The organism is Blastocatellia bacterium, assembly GCA_016713405.1.
Taxonomy (GTDB): Bacteria; Acidobacteriota; Blastocatellia; order Chloracidobacteriales; family JADJPF01; genus JADJPF01.
Genome location: JADJPF010000022.1, coordinates 86,460 through 109,262 on the forward strand (window position 1 = coordinate 86,460; position 22,803 = coordinate 109,262).

General features: G+C 34.4%; 20 protein-coding genes. 5 read left to right on the plus strand and 15 right to left on the minus strand.

Going from position 1 to position 22,803, the window contains the following annotated elements; translation table 11 throughout:
- Positions 1 to 174: 174 nt before the first annotated feature.
- From IPK14_21895 to IPK14_21940, 10 genes are all read right to left on the minus strand, one after another.
- Positions 175 to 324 (minus strand): hypothetical protein, encoded by a 150-nt coding sequence (locus IPK14_21895; protein MBK7995928.1) that lies wholly within the window; start codon positions 322 to 324, stop codon positions 175 to 177.
- Positions 299 to 682: a hypothetical protein gene (locus IPK14_21900; GenBank protein ID MBK7995929.1), complete on the minus strand. Its 384-nt coding sequence runs from the start codon at positions 680 to 682 to the stop codon at positions 299 to 301. Before IPK14_21900 ends, IPK14_21895 begins: the two co-directional genes overlap by 26 nt.
- A gap of 418 nt (positions 683 to 1,100) precedes the next feature.
- On the minus strand, positions 1,101 to 2,000 hold the full coding sequence (hslO, locus tag IPK14_21905) for an Hsp33 family molecular chaperone HslO (GenBank protein MBK7995930.1): 900 nt from the start codon (positions 1,998 to 2,000) through the stop codon (positions 1,101 to 1,103).
- A gap of 129 nt (positions 2,001 to 2,129) precedes the next feature.
- Positions 2,130 to 3,263, minus strand: a complete 1,134-nt coding sequence (dnaJ, locus tag IPK14_21910; protein MBK7995931.1) for a molecular chaperone DnaJ — start codon at positions 3,261 to 3,263, stop codon at positions 2,130 to 2,132.
- 64 nt (positions 3,264 to 3,327) lie between these two features.
- Positions 3,328 to 5,148 (minus strand): molecular chaperone DnaK, encoded by a 1,821-nt coding sequence (gene dnaK, locus IPK14_21915; GenBank protein ID MBK7995932.1) that lies wholly within the window; start codon positions 5,146 to 5,148, stop codon positions 3,328 to 3,330.
- A gap of 76 nt (positions 5,149 to 5,224) precedes the next feature.
- Entirely contained in the window at positions 5,225 to 5,905 is a 681-nt protein-coding gene (grpE, locus tag IPK14_21920; GenBank protein MBK7995933.1) for a nucleotide exchange factor GrpE, read from the minus strand.
- Between the two features lie 125 nt (positions 5,906 to 6,030).
- Positions 6,031 to 7,119 carry a heat-inducible transcription repressor HrcA gene (gene hrcA / locus IPK14_21925; GenBank protein ID MBK7995934.1) on the minus strand — a complete coding sequence of 363 codons (1,089 nt, stop codon included), beginning with the start codon at positions 7,117 to 7,119 and terminating at the stop codon, positions 6,031 to 6,033.
- Between the two features lie 540 nt (positions 7,120 to 7,659).
- A complete protein-coding gene (locus tag IPK14_21930; GenBank protein MBK7995935.1) occupies positions 7,660 to 8,196 on the minus strand; it encodes a hypothetical protein in 537 nt (178 codons plus the stop codon).
- A 36-nt stretch (positions 8,197 to 8,232) separates the two neighbouring features.
- On the minus strand, positions 8,233 to 8,856 hold the full coding sequence (locus tag IPK14_21935) for an ImmA/IrrE family metallo-endopeptidase (GenBank protein ID MBK7995936.1): 624 nt from the start codon (positions 8,854 to 8,856) through the stop codon (positions 8,233 to 8,235).
- Positions 8,834 to 9,286 (minus strand): helix-turn-helix transcriptional regulator, encoded by a 453-nt coding sequence (locus IPK14_21940; GenBank protein MBK7995937.1) that lies wholly within the window; start codon positions 9,284 to 9,286, stop codon positions 8,834 to 8,836. The genes IPK14_21935 and IPK14_21940 overlap by 23 nt, the downstream gene beginning before the upstream one ends.
- A gap of 218 nt (positions 9,287 to 9,504) precedes the next feature.
- Here IPK14_21940 and IPK14_21945 point away from each other — a divergent pair, with 218 nt between their 5' ends.
- Together IPK14_21945 and IPK14_21950 are read left to right on the plus strand one after the other, a co-directional pair.
- A complete protein-coding gene (locus IPK14_21945; GenBank protein MBK7995938.1) occupies positions 9,505 to 10,731 on the plus strand; it encodes an SWIM zinc finger family protein in 1,227 nt (408 codons plus the stop codon).
- A gap of 140 nt (positions 10,732 to 10,871) precedes the next feature.
- The gene (locus IPK14_21950; GenBank protein MBK7995939.1) at positions 10,872 to 11,294 is read left to right on the plus strand and encodes a hypothetical protein; all 423 of its coding nucleotides are present in this window, start codon (positions 10,872 to 10,874) and stop codon (positions 11,292 to 11,294) included.
- A 46-nt stretch (positions 11,295 to 11,340) separates the two neighbouring features.
- On the opposite strand, the gene rlmN is transcribed toward IPK14_21950, so the two are convergent.
- Together rlmN and IPK14_21960 are read right to left on the minus strand one after the other, a co-directional pair.
- Positions 11,341 to 12,471 (minus strand): 23S rRNA (adenine(2503)-C(2))-methyltransferase RlmN, encoded by a 1,131-nt coding sequence (gene rlmN / locus IPK14_21955; GenBank protein MBK7995940.1) that lies wholly within the window; start codon positions 12,469 to 12,471, stop codon positions 11,341 to 11,343.
- 25 nt (positions 12,472 to 12,496) lie between these two features.
- Positions 12,497 to 13,096 carry a hypothetical protein gene (locus IPK14_21960; GenBank protein ID MBK7995941.1) on the minus strand — a complete coding sequence of 200 codons (600 nt, stop codon included), beginning with the start codon at positions 13,094 to 13,096 and terminating at the stop codon, positions 12,497 to 12,499.
- 187 nt (positions 13,097 to 13,283) lie between these two features.
- Between IPK14_21960 and IPK14_21965 the strand changes: the two genes are divergently transcribed.
- The 3 genes from IPK14_21965 to IPK14_21975 all read left to right on the plus strand — a co-directional run bounded on the left by IPK14_21965 (position 13,284) and on the right by IPK14_21975 (position 17,386).
- Entirely contained in the window at positions 13,284 to 14,069 is a 786-nt protein-coding gene (locus IPK14_21965) for a rhomboid family intramembrane serine protease (protein ID MBK7995942.1), read from the plus strand.
- Positions 14,070 to 14,094: 25 nt separating this feature from the next.
- A complete protein-coding gene (locus tag IPK14_21970) occupies positions 14,095 to 14,298 on the plus strand; it encodes a heavy-metal-associated domain-containing protein (GenBank protein MBK7995943.1) in 204 nt (67 codons plus the stop codon).
- A 109-nt stretch (positions 14,299 to 14,407) separates the two neighbouring features.
- Positions 14,408 to 17,386, plus strand: a complete 2,979-nt coding sequence (locus IPK14_21975) for a protein kinase (GenBank protein ID MBK7995944.1) — start codon at positions 14,408 to 14,410, stop codon at positions 17,384 to 17,386.
- Here the strand turns inward: IPK14_21975 and IPK14_21980 are convergent.
- From IPK14_21980 to IPK14_21990, 3 genes are all read right to left on the minus strand, one after another.
- Positions 17,383 to 18,285 carry a diacylglycerol kinase family lipid kinase gene (locus IPK14_21980; protein ID MBK7995945.1) on the minus strand — a complete coding sequence of 301 codons (903 nt, stop codon included), beginning with the start codon at positions 18,283 to 18,285 and terminating at the stop codon, positions 17,383 to 17,385. The two genes, IPK14_21975 and IPK14_21980, sit on opposite strands and share 4 nt — an antisense overlap.
- Positions 18,286 to 18,308: 23 nt before the next feature.
- Positions 18,309 to 21,941, minus strand: coding sequence for a tetratricopeptide repeat protein (locus IPK14_21985; GenBank protein ID MBK7995946.1), 3,633 nt, complete (start codon positions 21,939 to 21,941; stop codon positions 18,309 to 18,311).
- A 123-nt stretch (positions 21,942 to 22,064) separates the two neighbouring features.
- Complete coding sequence (locus IPK14_21990) at positions 22,065 to 22,778, minus strand: CPBP family intramembrane metalloprotease (GenBank protein ID MBK7995947.1); 714 nt, start codon at positions 22,776 to 22,778, stop codon at positions 22,065 to 22,067.
- Positions 22,779 to 22,803 lie beyond the last annotated feature (25 nt).

The following is a 22,803-nucleotide window of genomic DNA, read 5'->3' on the forward strand; positions in this document are numbered from 1 at the left end:
TTGCATTGGTTGGGCTACCTAATTTGGGCGGAGGAGGTAGATTTTTAATATTAACTCCTGTTTTATCAATTTTAGCTATTTGATCTGCCGAAATTGGTTGTTCTGTTTCTCCTAATAAATTAGCTAAACCGCTAGTTACTTGAACTGTAGTTTGTCCATCTTTATTATCTAAATCTACATCAGAATTTTTTCTACTCTAACTTTAGTTCCTTCAGAATCAATAATATGTTTATCACTTTCTTCTGAGGTATTAACTTTTACTCCTCCTCCTTGTAATTTGCTGGTTATTCGTTTTTCATTACGAGAATTTTCTTTGATAATCAAAGTCGAACCAGCTTTTATAATATATTTGGGTTCCATCTAAATACTCGACTGAAGCAGAAGATCCTGAATTTGTTTGAATGGTATCGCCTTCTTTTAATGCCATGTCTTTTGTTGCTGGCAATGCTTCATTTGAACCTTTTTTAATAACTGTTACATTCCCATCAAAACGAATAAATTTTGCTACTCTATTTGGATCTGGCTTTGATGGATCATAGGCTTCAAACCAAAGCTTTACTCCATAACTAGCAACGGCTAAGACCAGAACAGCTATTACAGTAAGAATAGCTTTATTGATAGTCTTCTTTTGAATAACAAACCAATCTTCAGTAAAACTTCGTCGATTTTTTGGAGTTGGCATACTTCTAAACCTATTTAAGTTATCTTACTTTTACCTAGCAGATTTTCTTTGCTGCACCTGCTCTTAATAATAATTAATTACACTGTAAACAAAATTTTCTGATGTTTTATCTCTTAAAACCCCAACGGGGCAACATATTGTAGTGTAAGGTTGAAACCCTACGTATTGTGATGTAATATTTACAAAGTCACGTAGTGACGACATAATTAATTTGTTGAATTTGTTATATTTATTATGCCGTCGCTACGCGACTTTAATTATGTATAATCACTAAACTTAGGTCTTACGACTTAGGCTACAATTATTTCGTCACGCGCGTGACTTAAGAAATTGAAAAAATATTAACTTACTTAGTTTACACTGTATTAATACAACTAAGTTAAATAATCTAAGCTTTTACAGTACAACAAAAACGCTGCTAATTCAAACTATTAAGTATCATTTCTAAATCTTCTATTGTAATAGAGTAAGTTTCACTGCAAAAGTGACAAGTTAATTTTGCACCTTTATCTTTTTCCAACATATCACTCACTTCTTCTTTACCTAATGCAGAAATTAAGCTAATCGCTCTCTCATAAGAACATTGACACGTAAAATTAATTGTATTTGTAGATAAAATTTCAAAGTCTACCTTACCTAAAGCTTGACGTAACATATCTACAGCACTATAACCAGATCGAATCATAGTTGTACTAGGAGGTGTTTGAGCTACAGAATTAGCAATTTCTGAGACTAGTTTTTCATCTGCACCAGGCATAACTTGAATAATAAAACCCCCAGCAGCAGTTACTATTCCATCCTTTTCAACAAAAACACCTAAGCTAACATCTGAAGGGATTTGTTCAGATTTAGTAAAATAATAAGCTAAATCCATTGCAATTTCGCCTGAAACAATTGGCACAGAACCGCAATAAGGATCTCGCCCTAGCCCAATATCAAAACCAGCATCTCGAATTACATAAAGCATACCTTCGCCAACAGCTTTTCCAACATCTAATTTTCCTTTTTCATTTACTGGTAGATCAACACTGGGATTTCTAACATATCCTCTAACATTACCATAAGCATCTGCTTCAGCAGTAATGTTGCCAATAGGCCCTTGGCAATGAAATTGTACTGTAATTTTTTCAAGATCTTTTAACAAACTACCCATCATTAAAGTACCTGTTAAAACTCTACCTAAAGCAGCCGAGGCGGTTGGTAAAGTAGAGTGTCGTTGACAAGCTTGATTAACTAAATTAGTAGTTATAGTAGCCATACAACGAATAGTTGCATTTGCAGCCATTGCTCGCACTAAAACATTATCGGGAGTAGACAATTTTTAATCCTTTCAAAATAGCTAAAACAATTAATTTATTTAAGGTACTTTAACGATAAATATAAATAATGCCAAGCAAATCAACAAGTTTGCTTGGCATTATTTATATCAAAATTATTTTTTAAGTTTTTAACTAAAAATATCTTTTACCTTATCAAACAAACCTTTTTCATGAACTGGAGCTTTATCATCAAATTTAGCTAATTCTTCAAATAATTTTCGTTGCTCACGAGTCAAGTTAGTTGGAGTTATAACATTTACAGCAGCAAATAAATCTCCCCGACCTCGTCCACCTAAAGCAGGCATACCCTTGCCTTTTAAGCGAAAGATTTTACCTGTTTGTGTCCCTTCTCCTACTTTGATAGTTTCTTCACCTTCTAAAGTAGGGACTGTAATTTCTGCTCCTAATGCAGCTTGAGCAAAAGTTATTGGTACTGTGCAATGTAGATCATTTTCTTGACGCTCAAAAACAGCATGTTCTTTTAAGATAATCACTACGTAAAGATCCCCTGGTGGCCCACCTCCAAAACCAGCTTCTCCTTCTCCTTGAACACGTAGTCTTGCGCCAGTATCAACACCAGGTGGAATTTTAATTTCTAAAACTTTCTCTTTTGAGATACGGCCCTCACCACGACATTCTTGGCAAGGGTCTTTAATGGTTTTCCCAGTACCACGACAATAAGAACAGGTACGACTAACGCTAAAAAATCCCTGTTGATAGCGTACTTGTCCAACACCATTACAAGTTGGACAGTTAATTGGAGAAGTACCTGGTGCTGCCCCGCTACCTTGACAAGAATTACAATTTTCTAATCGTGGTACATTAATTTTTGTTTTAATTCCCTGAGCAGCATCCTCTAGTGTTATTTCCAGGTCGTAACGAATATCTGCACCACGTTGGACTTGGCGAGAACGTCCGCTTCTACCGAAAATATCATTAAATCCAAACAAATCTCCCAAAATATCTTCAAAACCTGGGAAACCTGCTCCTCCAAAACCTGCACCACCTGCACTAGAAGCGGCTGAAGTACCTACGCCAGAATGTCCAAAACGGTCATAGCGGGCGCGCTGGTTTTTATCACTTAGCACACTATAAGCTTCCGCGGCTTCCTTAAATTTCTCTTCTGCTTCTGTATCACCAGGGTTTTTATCTGGATGATATTTTATTGCTAACTTTCGATAAGCACTTTTAATTTCGCTTTCTCCAGCATCCTTAGCAACACCTAATACTTCATAATAGTCTCTTTTATTATTACTACTCATATATAAAATCTTAATTACAACTAATTAGGATAGATAGAGGTATTTTCCACTTGTTCTAATAGATCTAAACTCCTTCAGTAGTACCCCCAGAAAACATTGCTTCTGTAATTAGCCTTCCCGTTCTTTCTAATTCTTCTAAATTTTGTTTTATTATCCCTAAATCCTCACTAGCGAGTGAATCTTTAGCTACTAGCAAAGAATTACGTACAGATTCTTGATCTTTTTCAGACAACATCCAACCAAATTCACTAAAGGAACGTTGGGTATTTTGCAGTAATCCTTCTAAGCGATTTTTCAGCAATAACACTTCTTTTTGTTGACGATCAGCATCAGCATTTGCTTTTGCTTCTTCAATAAGGTTAAAAATTTCATCTGGCGAAAGTCCTGATGAAGGTGAAATTTTCATTGCTTGTTCTAAGCCTGTCATTTTGTCACGAGCAGAAACTTCTACAATACCATCTGCATTTAACTCAAAAGACACTTCTATTTGTGGAACACCACGAGGAGCAGGAGGAATGCCAACTAATTCAAACTTTGCTAAAGAACGATTATGCGCAGCTATTTCACGCTCACCTTGTAGAACGTGAACCTCTACAGTTGATTGATTATCAGCTACAGTAGTAAATATTAAGCTTTTCTTTAATGGTATAGTTGCATTACGATCTACAATTTTGGTAAACACCCCACCTCTAGTTTCAATACCTAAAGATAAAGGGATAACATCTAAAAGTACTAGATCTTTAACTTCTCCAAGCAATACACCACCTTGAATTGATGCACCCATTGCAACAACTTCATCTGGGTTAATTTCAGCCGAAGCAGGTTTAGCAAAAATTTCTTGTACTCTTCTTTGAACAATAGGAGAACGAGTTTGTCCACCAACAAGTAAAACTTTATCAATGTTGCCTGGTTTGAGTTGTGCATCCCAAAGAGCTTTTTGACAAGGTTCTACAGTTCTTTCTACTAAATCTGATACTAATTCTTCAAATTTATCTTTTGTTAAAACTCTATTTAAGTGTTTTGGGCCAGAAGCATCAGCAGAAATAAAAGGTAAGTTAACATTTGATTCTGATGTATTAGAAAGCTCACATTTAGCACGTTCAGCGGCTTCTTTTAATCGTTGTAGTGCCAGCCTATCCATTCTTAGATCAATATTTGTTTCGCTTCTAAATTCATCAATTAGCCAATCAATGATACGTTGGTCAAAATCTTCACCACCTAAAAATGAATCTCCACAAGTGGATAAAACCTCAAATACTCCATCATTCATTTCTAGGATAGAAATATCAAACGTTCCCCCGCCTAGATCGTAAACAGCAACTTTTTCGGCTGATCTTTTTCCTAGACCATAAGCCAGAGCAGCGGCTGTAGGCTCATTAATAATACGCTGTACATTAAGACCAGCAATTTTACCAGCATCTTTTGTTGCTTGGCGTTGAAAATCATCAAAATATGCTGGTACTGTGATAATTGCTTCATCTACTTCGTCGCCAAGAAAATCTTCTGCGGCAGATTTTAAGCGTTGTAAAATAATGGCTGATATTTCTGGAGGTGAATAATCTCGGTTTTGTACTCTTACGCGAGCGTCCCCATTGTTAGATTCTGTTATTTCATAAGGAGAAGACTCTTTTGCTCTTAAAACTTCTGGAGAGTTATATTTACGACCAATTAAGCGTTTTACAGCAAAAACCGTATTAGCAGCATTAGTAATAGCTTGACGTTTAGCTATTTGCCCTACTAAACGTTCTCCTTTATCTGTAAACCCTACTACAGATGGTGTTGTACGACCACCTTCTTTGTTAGGAATAATTTGAGTTACGCCGCCTTCCATTACTGCTACACAACAATTTGTTGTACCTAAGTCTATACCAATAACTCTACCCATAAAATCATCTCTCTAATAAATATTTGTAGGATTTAACAACTTAAATAATGTCTCGTAATTTTGCTAGGAATTTATATTATCCACGAACTGCAACCTTTACCATTGCTGGCCTAAGCAGCTTTTCACCAAGTTTATAGCCTTTTTGTAGTTCAGCAACAATAGTATTTTCTGGTAAATCGTTATTAGTTTCTGTCGTGACAGCTTCATGCATATGAGGGTCAAAAAGTTCTCCTAAAGCCTTGACAGGTGAAAGCCCTAAACCAATCAATACATCCAGGAATTGACGATGTATAAGTTTTACCCCAGTTAAAATATTTTCACATACTGCTTCACCTGCTTCACCTTTTGGGGTAAATTCCAAAGCTCTTTCTAAATTGTCTAAAACAGGTAGCATTTCCACTACAACATTAGAACGAGCTTGCAGATGTACATCGCTTCGCTCACGATCTACTCGTTTACGAAAATTCTCAAACTCTGCTTGTCGTCTCATTAATTGTTCATAAATAAGCTTCTTTTCCTCAGAAAGCTTTACTGATCGCTCTTGTGCATCAGAAAGATCTATTAGAAGTTGGGCGATTTCCTCTTCGCTAATAGATGGTGTCGCACCTTTAGAATCATCCTTTTTTTGTTCTGTTACAACTTCTTTTGTTGTCTCCTCTTTTGCTTCACTTCTAGCTTCAGCAGTTTCATCATTAGTAGTTGTATCTAGTTCGGGGTTTGTAATATTTGATGATTGTTCTTTATTTTCTATTGTCATTTTGCGTTAAAGTCCTATAACTTTACGAATATATTTATAGGCATTCCCTATAAAGTCTAACTACTTACTACTTTTATGTAGTAAAAGAGAATTGTTTAAAAATTTTTACCTTAGCTTTCTAAAAACTAACGATTAATTTGTTTATCTTCGCTAAAAACCTGTTCAAATAGACGTGCAATGTAATTAACTACTGTAATCATTCGAGCATACTCCATACGAGTAGGCCCAACAACTGCAACTCCTCCAACTACATTACTAATATTACTTCCGTAAGTATAAGGTGAAGTAATAATTGTACAGTTACGTAAGCTAGGAATATTATTTTCTGCACCTATACGAATCCCTATTCCTGTAGAAGTAGATTCAGCTAAACATTCATTAAGAATTTTTAGCAATTTACCTTTTTCTTCATACATGCGAAATAGTCCGCGTAGTCGTTCTGTATCGGTAAAATCAGGTTTAGTTAAAATTGTAGAAGTACCATCTACATAAACTTTACCTTGTTCTTCGTCCTCTAATCCCTGATTACAGAGTAAAATAGCGTTTTGTAGCAATCTATCATAGAGGACTTTTTCCTCTGACATACATCTTAATATTTCAGCACGAATAGCGGATAAACTTAAGCCCTTAAAGTTATCTGTAACATAACGAGCAGTCTTATCTAGTTCTGTTTGTGAAAAATCACCTTCAACTCGGATCACTCTATCACGAACTAACCCGCTACGAGAAACCATAATTACAAGTATTCGGCCATCAGCTAATTTAAGAAATTCTATATGTTGTAAAATATCTTGGGCAATTGCAGGAGAAACAACAATACCAACATTATTAGACATCTGCGACAACAAATGTGAAGTACGTTCCATAAATTGGGTCGCACTACTAACTTCTGACTCTAAAAGAGAGTGCCTTATAGCTGATTCATCAGACTTAGATATTTTTACTTGTCGTAAAATGCTGTCAACATAGAATCTATAGGCTTTATCCGTAGGGATACGACCAGCCGAAGTATGAGGATGAGTTAAATAACCTGCCTCCTCTAGATCTGCCATAATATTGCGAATTGTTGCTGCACTAAGCTTTTCTTTTGAATATTTGGAAAGAGTTCTTGATCCAACAGGTTCACCAGTATCAACATACATCTTAATAATTGAGAGTAAGATCTCCCGATTACGTTGATCAAAAACAAATTCTTGAGTTTTCTTACTTGGCATAACTCAATAAGTTAAAAGAAAGATAGTTTAGATTTTACAGCCTGTTAAAAGCGTTTAACAGTAACACTCCTAATTAATTTCTGTCAAGCAACTAATTCTAATAACTCGTCTGAATGCCTAATGTTAGCCTTAGTATTATTATATGTTACTGTAAATATAATAATACTAAGTTGTTGTTATTTACTACTTGGATTTTTAGAAAATTTTTAGCTTAAATTTTTATTTTTTAAGCATTATAACTAGTGATTTATAAAATCTTAATAAAGTAGAGCTTAGGAAAATCATTGCAAAGAAAATTTTAGGAAAAATTTTAGGAAAAATTTTAGGAAAACAGGAACTTTCACTTTCTTAGTGCGTTAAAACCAGCAAGAAGAAAATTTTAACAAACTCTAAAAATTAAATATATCAATTTATTGCACTTTTGGGATTTATTAAAAGTTTCTTCGGTAATTTTCCTCCTCTTCGGTTTTGGCTTCCCGCGTAACAAATCGGTAGTGTTACGCGGGTTATTATTTTTGGGGAGAAAAGTTTTTATTAGTTTTAACATACCCAGGAAAGAAAATATTCTTGGTAAAGATCTTCTCGGTAAAGCTCATAAACTAGTTTCTCCTTAACAAACCCCAAATACTCATCTGTATTACTATAAGCTTTACCATTTTCATCAATTACAACAATATCCCCAAAAAATTCAAAGGCTTTAAGAGGTATAAGAAATTGCAAAGCTAAGTTTATATCCGGTTTTGATAAAATTGTTTCAACATCAATATATACACTGTAATTTTCATTATCTGCAAAATCTACTTCTATAGGTCTTTCTTTATACATACTAAACCAAACACTAATTAATTCTCCATTCCAAGCTATATCATTTTCATATCCATATAAATACATTTTATGAGCATTACGGCAATCATCCTTGTACAAACCATAGCAACACTTACAACTTTTTGCATCAAAACTATGTTCTTCTATTAATGACCATTTTCCTTCCACTTTTCTACATTCTTGTAAAAACTTAAGGTATTTTTCTCTTGAATAAACACTTTCATTTATCCAAAACACTACATTAAGACTCATTTTTGTTCCTCTTAAGCATTTTTAACTATCTAAAATCTAGCAATTACACTGTTTATAACTATCCCACAACCTACAAACTTTAATCCTAAAAAGCACTAGATCTTCACTAACACCAAATTTTTGAGCAATTCTATCAATAGAAATACCTCTTGTTATAGATAAACGCAAAATATAATAAGGAATTAATGCAGCAGAACCAACACCATAAGCAGCTTCTTCTTGAGATTTATTAAAATCCCGGAACTGTGTCTGATCAGTTTGCTCATCAGGAGTTTTTATAAGACTAGGCGAATGTCTTAAAACAACATGAGATACTTCTTCCATTAGAGTAGCAACTTGGCGTTCTCGGCTATGTCCTGGATTTATAAAAACCAGTCGCCATCCATTAGGCAACGGCATAGTTGTCGCGCCAGACCAATCCTTAGAATTTTTCTTTAATAATATTTTTCGCGTTTCTTCTGAAAGTTTAGATAACTGATTAATGTCTACTACTTTTAATTTTACTTTTGGAGCCAGTTGCCAAGGATCTAAAGCACGATCTAGCGGAGTAGCAGCTAAGTCACGTATTTTTAATGCGATACGCTCAAATATTTTCCGCTTAATTGTTGGTGGAAGTAATTCACTTTCTGGAAGCTTATTATTTTCTAGGCCCTTTAGCATAACGTGTTTTTTTAGACTCCACTTTTTTAGGCGATGATTTAATTTCTTCTAAATCATCGCTAGTAAATTGGGTGTAAGCAACTCGAAATAGTTCTGCTAATGCTTTTGCGGCATCTGGTTTTAATTTTGGATCTGCTCTTAAATGAGCTTCAATTACATTTGGAGTAGATTCTTTTACAATCTCTAAAAAGCCTTCTCCACTCTCTGGTATTAATGAGCCTTTCATTAAACTATCTAGTGGTATTGCTAGCCAACTACTTAAGCGTGCTAATGTTGGGCTATCTGGATTACAAACCCCGTTTTCTATTCGTGACAAAGTAGGAGGGCTAATTTGTGTAATTGTAGCTAGTTGGCGAATACTTAGCCCTTCTTCTTCCCGCTTCTTTTTTACATATTCACCTAGCTCTACCACATCAAGTAGTGGTTCCATAGCTGTTAATCCCCTATTTATAAAACTTATCCACCATAAAATTAGCACATTTACCATATTTTTGACAAATAAAATGTTTCATTTATGAAACAATAAAATTTTTGCAAAAATGTTTCACCTATGAAACGTTTCATACTTGAAACAAAATTTTTCTTGTGCTATTATGTTTCACAGATGAAACAAAGTGATTAATTACCAATTTTTAAGGAGTAACAAAAATGAATACAGCCATCAAAAACTTAAATGTCCGTACCAAACGAGCTAAATTAATCGCTGAAATGGGTTTAGTTAATAGAGATGAACAAGGTTTTATAGTAAAATCTCCTACTCAAAATAATGAAAACTTCCGCGTTTGGAGAGATGAAACAGGTCGCATCCGTTGTGCTTGCCCAGATTTTGAAAAACAATCACAAATTGATCCCCGCTTTCGCTGTGAACATATTTTAGCAGTAAAATATCATTTAGAACCATTACCAGAAGTTCAACAAATAGAGCTTGTTACAGAATATATTATAGAAAATATTTCTACTGAACCAGCAGTATTACTTATTAATAATGTAGAAAATGAAGTTCTAGTAGAAAATTTGTCTGTTTCACCTATGAAACAAGAAACAGAAAAAATAAATGTTTCATCTATGAAACAAATTGAAAATTTAGACGTTGTTTCATCTGTGAAACAAGAAACAAAATCAAAGTCTGTTTCACCTATGAAACAAGAAAAACCAATTGAGGATAAAATAATGAAACAAAACCTTAATAAAGCTGAAAATAGTACTCCTGTTTTAACACCTGATTTAGTAGCAAGCGAAAGTAAACAGATTGAAATAAGCACTGAAAAAGATGCCTTTGTAGAAATCTTAAAACAGCTTTCTGCACCAATTTCAAAAGATCTTATTCGTCAAAGATTTGGTTGGACAGATAAAACTGGAGTAGACCATGAAATTGATTATGTTGAATGGCATACAGTAGCCGATATGTTAGACCGTATTTGTCCCCGTTGGTCACACTCAGTTAAAGATGTACGTCAAGTAGGCGAATTAGTAGCAATAACCGCATCCATAAGCATTATGGGTGTTACTCGTGAAGGCGTAGGAACAGGGTCAGCTTATGATGAAATAGGTATTAAAAAGGCTGAACATGACGCGCTAAAACGTGCAGCAGTAAAATTTGGTGTTGCCCGTGAACTTTACAAACGAGATGATGAAGATGTGGTATCAACTAGTCAACCTCTAAATTTTCCTAGAAATCCAGTAGCACAAAATATTGCTGAAATGGCAACAACCAAACAACATGCAGCAATTCGAGCTATTGCTAATGCTAATGGAGTTGATGCAGAAGCTCTTTGCCAAGAATTATTTAACTGTAAGGTAGCAGAATTAAGCAGAAGAGCAGCTTCTACTTTTATTGATCACTTAAAAACAACTAAACGATCTATTTCTGCTTAGGTAATAAACTTGTAACTAACTAAGACTAATATTTACTTTTAGTTATTCTAAAGATAGGAGTAGTTTGTATGCAAACACGTCAATCTACTGTAAGTAAAAAAGATGTAGCTCCTTCGCTTTTTGATGAACTGCCAGAAGAAATTAGTGAAGAGCAACATAAAAAACAAGAAACCAAAAAAGATTATATTGTTAACCTTTATAAACAAGGTACTACAGATATGTTAGTAATTGCTCAAATGGCAAAAACTAAGACAAGTTATGTAGCGAGTGTATTGCAAGCAGTTGGATTAATTAGTGGTTATTCAGATCTTTATACTACTCCTGTTAATGAGCAAAATATCTATAGTCGGTTTTTTCGTAATGTACTGAGTTTTAAGGATGTTGTGTCAGCGCGTGAATCTGTAGAGCGAATAGATAATTTATATCGTTATTTTGGCCGCTTAGGAGATCGTGCTGGTCAACATCATGCGCAAGTTTTGGCCTTAACAGGCCGTAATCGTGCTCGTTGGTGTGGTAAATATGAGGAAGCCCGCATATTTACTGAATGGCTGATGAAAAATTAGTTCATCAACCCGGTGATTTTTTAAGTCACCGGGTCTTTTTTAACTCTTATAATCCTGTTGACATTCTCGCTACTTCAGACTCATTTTTAGCTGCTAGCTGCCCACAAGCTGCAAAAATATCTTGTCCACGCGGACGACGAATAAAAGCCGACAATCCATGATCAATTAGAATCTGTTGAAAATGTAGGACTTTTTCCATTGGTGAGCTTTCAAAAGGTAATTCTTCAGCCGGGTTATGAGGAATTAAATTTACTTTTGCTCGAAGTCCTGAAAGTAGTTTTACTAGTCGTTTTGCATCAATGTCGCTATCAGTTACACCAGCTAACATCACATATTCAAAAGTAATTCGTTCACGCACTTTTAAGGGAAAATCTTGACAAGCTTTAAGTAATTCTTTAAGCGGATAACGTCGGTTAATCGGCATTAAACGGTTTCTGAGTTCGTCGGTTGCACCGGTTAAAGAAATTGCTAATTTAGGACGAACGGTTTCTTTTCCTAAATCATAGATTTTTGGCACAATCCCAGCAGTTGATAAAGTTATATGTCGGGTGCTAATTGCCATTCCTTCTGCGTCATTCATCAACCTAATAGCAGCTAAAACATTGTCATAATTAAGCAGCGGCTCACCCATTCCCATTAAAACAATATTGATTTGTCGATCTGGCGGTTGTTTTACACCATAAACATCTGTAAGAACTGTAAGAATTTGGCCGACTATTTCCCCTACCGTCAAATTACGTTTTAATTTTAGTTGTGCTGTTAGGCAAAATTCGCAAGCAAGCGGACAACCAACTTGGGAAGATATACAGATTGTTGCGCGTTCTGCTTCTGGAATCCAAACGCTTTCAATTTCCCGATCATCTGCAAGCTTAAATAAAAATCGCCTAGTGCCATCTTGAGAATAAAATTTTTTGTCAATGCTTTGTGTTGTTACAACGGTTTGGCTGGCTAGCTTTGTTCTAAGAGGTTTGGAAAATTCTGTTATAGCTTCAAAATCAGTAAGACGATGTTTATAAATCGCTCGATAAAGTTGACTTGCTCTAAAGGGCTGCTCACCAATTTCACGGAAAAATTGTTGCATCTCAAACAGATTTAATCCTGTTAAAATTTTTTTATCTGATTTTTCTGTTGTTTCTGATACTTTTAGTTGAACTAAACCTTTTACTACTTCACTCATAAATTTTCCAAACCTAAAAATAATTTTATTGTGGATAAGTTTTTCCGCCAACATTTGCTTTAACTAGCTCGCTAACAAGTAGCCCACCTATTGTTGACTCAGTTTGTTTTACTAGTCCAACATTTGGAGCAAACCATTGTTCAGCAATTCCAGCATCTTCGCAATTTGTAGTAAATGCAAGCTTTAAGCAATTTTGAAAAGTACCTGCTGGTACTTGTACGGTCTCAGTACGACTTGTAACTTTAATTTTTGCACCTTCTAAACAAGGCAACCCTTCTTGGCTTAATTTTATAGTCCATTCTGAGGTATCAGCAAATTTATACCAAACAAATTTATTATCTTTTGCTTTTTCTACTACATTAAACTTCTTATTTAACTTTAAGTTACGGCTAATTCCATCACCCCAAAAATTTGAATGTGTAAAATTTTTTCCCTTTTTGTCTGTAATTTTATCTGTCCAACCATCATTACTTTTAGCAAGCTTTCCACTTTTACGGTAAACATGTTCATCTCCAACATTTTGAGGGAAATATACACTAGCATCTGTGCTTTGTGCTTTTATTGGGAGGATAATAAAGGAAAGAATAGAAAAACAAATTAAAAATAAACAAAATTTTTGAGTCATTTCACTCTCCTAAAATTAACTTGAGCATCTAAACAATCATCTGATGTAGTGTAATGACTTTGTGTTGACCTTGCATTGCAAAAGCGCGGACGCTGTACCATAATTGCTAAAGAGCTAAAAGAGTTTTTGCTAGTAACCATACGTAATCAACCTATATAAAACTAGGTATTTTTTTGAGGAATAGTTTATGAGTTATCGATATGACTATAAATTTCAAAACCCAATGGATGGTTTTTCTCGGACTACCGCGGTAAAATCTCTTGTAATTGCAAATACTATAGTTTTTGTTATACAAGTAATTCTAACGCTAGTAGAGCAAAACCGTTGGTTTATTATTCATTTTGGTTTAACTCCAGAATTAATTACCTCTAATTTTTTCTTATGGCAATTTTTTACCTCTATGTTTTTACATGGAGATTTCTTTCACCTGCTCTTTAATATGTTAGCTTTGTTCTTTTTTGGCCCAGAACTAGAATGGCTTTGGGGTAAAAAACGGTTCCTAATATTTTACTTAGCAATTGGACTTTTATCAGATTTATTTAACTATGCAATTAATATTCATTCGCCAATCCCAACAATTGGCGCATCTGGCGCGGTTTATGGTGTAGTTGGAGCATTTGCAGCACTTTATCCAGATCGTCAGATCATACTTATGATCTTTCCTATAAAGATTAAATACTTTGTTTTGTTTATTTTAATTATTCCTGCTTTCCTTGGAACAATTGGAGCAGAAGGAAATCCCGGAATTGCTCATGCTGTGCATATTGCTGGTGTATTGTTAGGTATAGCCTACGTCAAGGCTCGTTGGGATTTGGTTAAAAAAGCTGATCTTTGGCTCAAAGAACAAATTAGACTTTTTAAGATCCGTAGAAAATACAAAAACTTTAAGGTAGTTGATAAAGACGTTAAAAAAATGTGGGACGATTTAGAAGAACGCATTAATAAAGATAATAAAAAAGATTTTATAAATTAAATTTTTAGAGAACTTTGGAGAATTTATGCTAACAATCTTAACTGTCAAAGGGATGCACTGTAATGCTTGTAAAAAATTAATTGAAAGTGAACTTATTGATTTAGAAGGAGTTAAATCTATTACTGTAGATTTGGCTGGCGAAAATGCGAAAATTGAACATGAACAAATTAACCAACAAATCTTGATTGATAAAATAGTTGAACTTGGTTATCAAGCAAGCCTTCAATAAAACTTTGGCCGCTTTTTTATTTTCCGCGTTAAATATTAAAACATATCCTTTTGCAAAAGTTATCAAAAGGAAAAAAATTTTTTCCTCAACTCACTAAAAATAATTAAATATGCAATTAAACCTGCAATTATTTTATAACAGGCATCATTTTTTCTGGGTAACTATATTTCTCTCCGTAGCTTTACTAATAGCTTATATAATTTTTGGACTTACGTTTTATTCCCAGGGCCTAAATGAAAAAGATTTTGGTTGGCAATATGTACGAGATGGAAATTCTTATGTAATTAGCCAAGTCTCCCCTGAGTTTAGAGATAAATTGCAAGTAGGGGACAAAATTCTAGCCATTAATGGCGACACATCTTTAGCTAAAACTTTTGATATTATCGATAGTATTTCTACTATAAAACGTAAACTTATACCTAATAGTAATTACACCATTGAAATCTCTCGAAACTCAGAAATCCATAATTTTTCCTTAAAATCTAGCTTACACCGAAACTATGAAAAAATCGGTGTATTTTTTACTTTTTTACTTTCTAGCTGGGTATTTTATGCTTGTGCAATACTTGTTGGTCTTGCAAAACCAAAAGAAAGATTAACTCAAAAAGTTACAATTGCTCTTTTTAGTCTTGCTGCATTTTCTTTGTTAATAGCTATTAAAACCTTAAATCCTACTCTAACTGGACTTAGTGCTATTTGTTATTGTTTGCTTTGGCTTTCATATCCAACAATTTTTCCTCTAGGATTTGATGTTTATTCTCAATTTCCGCCAGGAATTAAAACAAATAAATTTTGGACTACTATTAAATACTTTCTTTATATTTATAGCACTATTATTTTAATAGGTTTACAAATTGCTTGTTTAGCAGGTATTTATAATATTAAAGATCAATTTTATACAATTAGTTTTTTACTAAATAATGATACATTTCTGTACATTTTTGATAATTTATGGGATTTATTAATTTATATTACTTTTCTTTTACTAATTGCTATTATTATTTATAATTATTCCATTATCAAGAGTTTAGATCAAAAGCGTCGGATCAAATGGGTTGCTTATGGCTCACTTATTGGAATCACTACTTCTTTAACTAAAAAATTTATTTCTTTTATACTTATTGCTATAGATAAAGAATATATTCTTACAGGTAATTATTTTTTCTTATTTGCTCGTTTTGCAGAACTTACTATTACTTTAGTTCCAATTTCTTTTGCCTATGTAATTATTAAACATCAAGTATTTGATATAACTGTAGTAATTCGTCAAGGTCTACAATATTTACTAGCAAAAAATGTTTTAAGACTCTTATTAGCAGTTGAAACTATTGGCGTAGCCCTCATAATAGGATGGAATCCAAATTTAACTATAAGAGAGATTATTTCACCATCATCAGGCTATTTTTATCTTATTGGGATAACTACTATTAGTTTATTTTATAGTAACCAAATAATGGCTTGGCTAGATAAAATTTTTTTCCGTTCTGCTTATGATCGTGAGAAAATTATTTTAGCTTTGATTAATGAGATTAAAAAATTAGATTCCATCACCACAATTTCTAAACTTGTTAGTAGTCAGTTAGAAGAAGCTCTGCACCCAAAAAGCACCCTATTTTTTTATAAAGAAGAAAATAAAAATTGTCTTACCTTAAGTCATTCATCTGTAGACATACAGCCTAATTCAATTTTGACTAATTCACAACTTATTGAAATATTGGAAGATAACTCAACAAGTAGAAAACTTGATTTTATAGATTCTCTACCTCCATTAGAAAAAGAGTGGTTAACAAGCCTAAATTTGCAATTAGTTGTTCCGATAATGGGAAGAAATAAGAACTTAACAGGGTTACTTTTACTAGGAGAAAAACTTTCTGAAGAACCTTATTCACAAAACGACTATAAATTACTTGAAGCAATTACTAGTCAGTTAGCAATTGTTTATGAAAATAGTCTATTGCTAGACAAAGTAGACAAAGAAGAAAAAATTAAAAAAGAAGTGCTAGACAAATTATCAGAGCAAAATATTAATTTAGTAAAAGAATGCCCATTTTGTCATCTTTGCTTTGATAGCAATGAAACTTTTTGCCCAAATGATAAAACTAAATTAACCCTTTCTTTACCTGTTGAAAGAGTTATTGATAATAAATACAAACTAGAAAAATTAATCGGTAAAGGTGGAATGGGTGCAGTTTACCAAGCCGAAGATTTACGTTTGTCTCGTAAAGTTGCAATTAAGGTTTTACAAGCAAATATGTTTGGAAATAAAGATTCAATTAGACGTTTTGAAAAAGAAGCCAAAATCATAGCTAAGTTAAATCACCCTAATATTATTGCTATTTATGACTATGGAAAATTAGCAACTGATGGGGCTTATTTGGTTATGGAATTAATTAAAGGTATTTCACTAAAGCATAAATTACAACAAGAAAAATGCCTTGCGCCTAAATTAGTAGCTCAAATATTTAGCCAGATTTTTGAGGCTATTAAAGTAGCACACAATAAAGGCATTATTCACCGTGACTTAAAACCAGACAATATTTTAATAGCTGACCATAACAACCAAATAATTATTAAAATCTTAGATTTTGGTATTGCTAAGTTAAATTCAATAGATCCAACAGAAGCTAATAGTTTGACTGCACCAGGAACTATAATTGGCACTTTTGGCTATATGTCTCCAGAACAATTTTCTGCTGAGCCTGTAGATGAGCGTAGCGATATTTTTTCATTAGGAGTAATAATTGTTGAGTGTTTGATAGGTTCCAAGCCTTTTATAGGAAAAACAGTTTATGAATTAATCGGAAATATGCTTAAGCAAACTTTTCATTTACCTGTTATTTCACCAGAAACTAAACTTTTAGATTCTTTAATTCAAAAATGCTTAGCCAGAGAGCCAAAAAACCGTTTTAGTTCTATATTAGAACTTCAACAAGAATTAATCCCTATTTTAACAAACTTACCAAACAATACTTTTGCTCAAAAAGTTGCGGTTGATTTTACTGATGATCTTACGGATGAAAATAATGCTGTTAAAACAACTCCCATAACTTCACTTTCGCAAAAAACCCAAATTAAACCCCAAGGTTAAGGCACAATTACAGGTAAACATTTAGGTATAAGCTTAATTTTTAGAGGAGTATTTTCTAAATATTCTCCATCTCCATAAAACTGCATTTCTTCTTTGCTTTCTACAACAACTTGGCTGGAACGAAAATATTTAACATAAGGGTGGTTAAGGTGTGAGCCACTTAAAACTTGATAAAAACTTAATAAAAGCTGAAGTTTAGAAACTTCCTTTACAATGCAAATATCTAAAAGCCCATCATCAAGCTCTGCAATAGGAGTAATAAACATTCCTCCACCATAGGCTTGACCATTGCTAATAGCTGCCATCATTATTTTTCCTTCAAAAATACCTTCGTCATAATTAATTTTTATTTCTTTAGCCTTATATCTAATTAAAGCTTGTAAAACTGAATATCCATAAACAAACACTGCTGGCAACCAATTACTTTTCATTTTATTTTCATTAGCAAGCCGCGTAGCTTCAGCATCTACACCTAAGCCAGCAACGCCAATATAGACATGTTGACCTGTACTAGCGATATCTACTAACTTTTGTTTACCAGAAACTAGAATTTGACAAGCTGTTTTTACATCTGTGGGGATTTTTAATGTCCGAGCAATATCATTACCTCGGCCTAAAGGTAATATTCCTAGAGCAGTTTTTGATTGAGTTTGTTTTTTTTCTAGTAAAGTATTGATAATACCTGTTAATACATAATGGATTGTCCCATCACCACCTACAGCCGTTACCACATCATAGCCATCATTAGTAGCTTTAGCAGCGATTGCTACCAAATCATCTTGCGATCGGCTTTCAACAAATTCAACTGGATGTGCAGCTAAAGCCTCTTTTAGTTCAGGTAACAATTTTTTTGTCTGTCCACGACCAGAACTAGGATTTACAATTAGCAAAATCCGCATAGATCAGCACCATAATAAAAATTTTACTCCTGCTCTTCTACATTTGGTGTTTGATTTTCTTCTTCCTCTTCTGTGTATTCTTTAGCTCTATTTGGAGCATCATAAAGTTGTGGTGCTGCCTGTCTTAGACCTGCTTCTAATTCTACATCTAGGTCTTCTGCATCTGTTTCTATTGGCATTACTTCTATACTGTCATTTGTTTGAGATTGAGCCGAACGCTGACGCAGGGCTACTGAATAAGCATCATTTGCCCCTGCTAAATCACCTTTACGGTAAAGAGCGCGTCCTAAATCTTGATAAGCCTCATGATAAATTCCATGTCTTTGTTCAATTGCATGACGATAAGCATTAATAGCAGAATTAACATCACCTGTTCGAGAATAAGCTAATCCTAAATGATAGTAAGCTTCTGGAAAAGTCCCTTGGCGTTGCTCTATAGCTGTATAAAAACAACTAATGGCTTCATCTAAAGAAATCTCTCTAGCCAAAAGTCTCCCTAACTGAAAATAAGCATCAGGGAAAATATTGTTTTGTTGCTCTATAGCTGTGCGGAAAGTTTGTATTGATTCAGTATATTTTCCAGTAGCATTAAAAGCTAACCCTAAATTATAGTGTGCTTTAGGGAAATGTCCTTTTCTTTGTTCAATAGCTGATTGATATTCGGAGATAGCTTGATCAGCTTGTCCTCTATCAAAAAGCACTCGCCCTAAATCATGATGAGCTTGTGCAAAATCTCCTTTTCGTTGCTCTATTGCCAGGCGAAATGCTGCCATTGCTCCATCTGTATCACCTGATTCATAAAGAGCTAAACCTAAATTACGATGTGTTCCTGGATCGTTTTTATTTACTTTTAATGCTTGACGAAATGACTCTATAGCTTCATCTAACTGACCTTTACCGTAATAAACTAGCCCTAAATCATGGTAGGCATCTGGATTTGTATCACCTTGTTTAATTGCAACTTGGTAATAGCTTTTTGCTGCTTCTAAAGCACCTTTACGAGCTAAGGCATTACCTAAATTGCGGTGTGCATCAGGAAAATAAGGCTGTTGTTCAATGGCAACTCGATATTGTGCTAAGGCTTCATCAATATGACCTTCAGCATAAAGAGCGTTGCCTAGATTAAAATGAGTCATTGGACATTGACCTTGAAATTGTTCTATTGCTGTGCGAAACGCCTTTACAGCTTCTTTTACTCTTCCTAGTTCAAATAAAATTGTTCCTAAATTATGGTAAGCGGTTGAAAAATTACCGGGTTGTTGTTTTACTGCTGTCTCAAGATGTACTACAGCTTCTTCCGTGCGCCCAATTTCTGCTAATGCTACTCCTAAATTGCGATGTGCTAATGGGAAGTTATCAGACTGTTGTAAAGCTTGTTGATAACAATCAATTGCTCCTGCTAAATCCCCAATATCATATAAAGTACGACCAAGATCATTATAAGCTTCTGGAAAGTCCGCTTTTACGCTAATGGCTTGGCGATAGAAGGAAATAGCTTGTTTAATATCGCCAGAGTCAGCTAAAGCACGTCCAAGGCCATGCAAGGCTTCTGGTAAATTGCCAAGTTGTTGAAGTGCTGTTCGATAAGTAGCAATTGCAGAATTAAGATCACCTTTATCATAAAAAGCGCGTCCTAAATCACAATGTGCGGCTGGGAAATTTTGCTGTAATTTAACAGCTTGTTGAAGTTCATTAATAGAAGTGTCTAGCTCATCTAATTCATATAAAACACGACTTAGCCGGTAATGTGTCCAAGGTAAATTGGGGTTTTGCTTAATAGAAGTACGAAATTCTGTTACAGATGTCTGCAAATTTCCTGCTCGATGTAAGGTTAAGCCTAAACTGTAGTAAGCAGAAGGAAACATTGGTTGTTGCTCAATAGCTCTACGGAAAGTTTGCTCGGCTTCCTTAAAGTTTTCTTGCTGCATTAATACTAAACCTAAACTGTAATGAGCTTCGGGATAAACTCCATTTTGCTGGCTAATTGCTGTTCGATAAGCTTCAATTGAATTTGGAAGGTTTCCTTGAGCATTAAAAGCTGTTCCTAAACTATAGTAAGATTCTGGATAGCGTTTATCTGGTCTTTGCTCAATAGCCTTTTTATATGACTCAACCGCTTCTGCTAGATTACCTTGTGAAAAATAAGCTAATCCTAAGTCATGATGAGCTTCAGCATAATCACCTTTTCTTTGTTCAATTGCAGTAGTAAAAGCTTTAACAGCATCGTCTAATTGTCCGCTAGCATAAAGAGCGCGTCCTAAATTACGATAAGCCTTTGGATAAATAGCCTGACAAGCGATTGCAGCACGAAAGGATTCTAAAGATTCTTTTAGTTGCCCTGCATCAAAAAGAGCTAAACCAAGGTTATTATGAGCCTTAGCAAAATTTCCACCTCTTAATTGTATGGCAGTGCGAAATGAACCAACCGCTTCTGAAAGTCTTTCTTGTCTATATAACACCATTCCTAACTCATTATGTGCATCAGGAAAATTATGTTGTTGTTTAACAGCAGATTGAAAGGCTTTTACAGCTTCTTCTAGTTCATCACCTATAAAATAAACTCGTCCAAGTTCATAGAAAGCTTCTGGAAAATTACCGCCTCTTTGCTCAATAGCTGTATGAAAAGAATCGCTAGCTTCTGTTAAATCTCCTCGACTATAAAGAGCGCGTCCAAGCTCTAGATAAGCACGTGGATAGCGTTCACTTTGATTAATTGCAACTCTATAACACTCAATCGCTAAATCTAGCTCACCTTTAGCAAAATAAGCATCGCCTAAATTATGGTAGGCCCACGGGAATTTTTCTTCACTTTGCTCAATTGCTGTTCTTAATGTGGCAACAGCCTCATCTAGTAAGCCTTTACGTAGCAATGCACGTCCTAAAGTATGGTGTCCTTTGGGGTTTTCAGGCTGAAGCTGTAAACTAACCCCTAATTCCTCAATAGCTTCATCAATATAACCAGCAGAAAATAGCGCGTTACCTAATTCTGAATGTGCTAAAGCAAATGGACTAGTACGTTGCTCAATTGCTGTTTTTAGAGCCTTTATTGCTTCTTCAGTATTACCTAATTGAAATAATGCTTTTCCAAGTTCATAGTAGCTTTCTGGACTAGCACCTCGTCGTTGTCCTATTGCTTTATGAAAAGCTTCTATTGCTGCTGTTAAATCACCTTTACGTGCTAGGGTTAATCCTAAATTGTGGTAGGCATTTGGAAAGTCACCTTGTCTTTGCTCAATTGCTTTATTATGCGCTGCTATAGCTGCATCTAGTTCACCTGTTCGCATTAAAGCCATTCCTAAATTATGGTAGGCCCACGGGTTTATCCCTTCTCTTTGTTCAATAGCAGTGCGATAAGCAGTAATAGCTTCATTAAGTACCCCTTTACGTGCTAAAGCTAAACCTAAATGATAGTAGCTATCTGGATTATTAGCTTGTTGCTCAACTGATGTTTTATAAGAGCCAATAGCCCCTTCTAAATCACCCATATCAGACAATACCCGTCCCAGGTTAAAATAAGCCTTGGAAAATTGCCCGCTACGTAGCTCTATTGCTTTACGATAGGCTTCTACCGCTTCCATAAATTCGCCTCGGTTATAATGACCCAAGCCTTTTTCTAGATATCTTTGTGCAGTGTTAGCAGTAACTTCGTTTTTCACGCTATTAACCTCACTGATTTAATGTCTTGCTATTAACTTGCTATTTAATAAAGATAAGAAATTTTATTTAGGAAATTTTTTGCTTTCCTTACATTATCTGCTAAAACTACCAAAAATAACAACTTAATAATTTGTTGTCACCCAGCCAATTTTTACTAAATAGTTATAGCCAACTACCATATTAGGCAATAACCATTTAGGCGTAAAATTTGCAAATAATGTACTTAACAACCCATGAGATAAAGCTATTGGATAAAGATTAGGGGCTTTTTGAAAGCTATATGCCCAAACTAGCCCAGCAACTAAAGTGGCAATGGTAAGCGTTGGGTTTGGCAAATGTACCAAAGCAAAAACTAAGGCCGTTAAAGTAATACTTAGCCAACCTTTCCCAACAGCTATTTGCAAGCGTCTATTAACAAAACTTTGGATTAAATATTGTTGCAGAAGTCCCCAAAAAGGTATCCCTAAAAATTGCCAAATCATCTTACTTTTTAGGTGTATCCCCCCTAAATTAGAACCAATAATGATAATTATTAAAGCTAGTAAAAATACTGGTAATGCCAAAACTTCTACTGCTTGCCAAAAATTTTGTTTACTTAACCCTAAACTAACTAAATTTTCTTGATAATTTAAGTGAGAAACAAAAGTTAAACTAAAAAGGGCTGTTAACACAGCTAAACTAACATAAAGTCTTAGTTCTGGGGAAATACCATCTCTTGACGGAAGCACCCAAGCCATTAGAAAAAAACAAAATATCAAAAGTAACACTTCCATTGCCGCAACAAGTTTGGCAATTTTATTGCTTTCTCTAATAATTTGACCGCCTAAACAACTCATTTTAATTATTAATCCCTGAGCTATT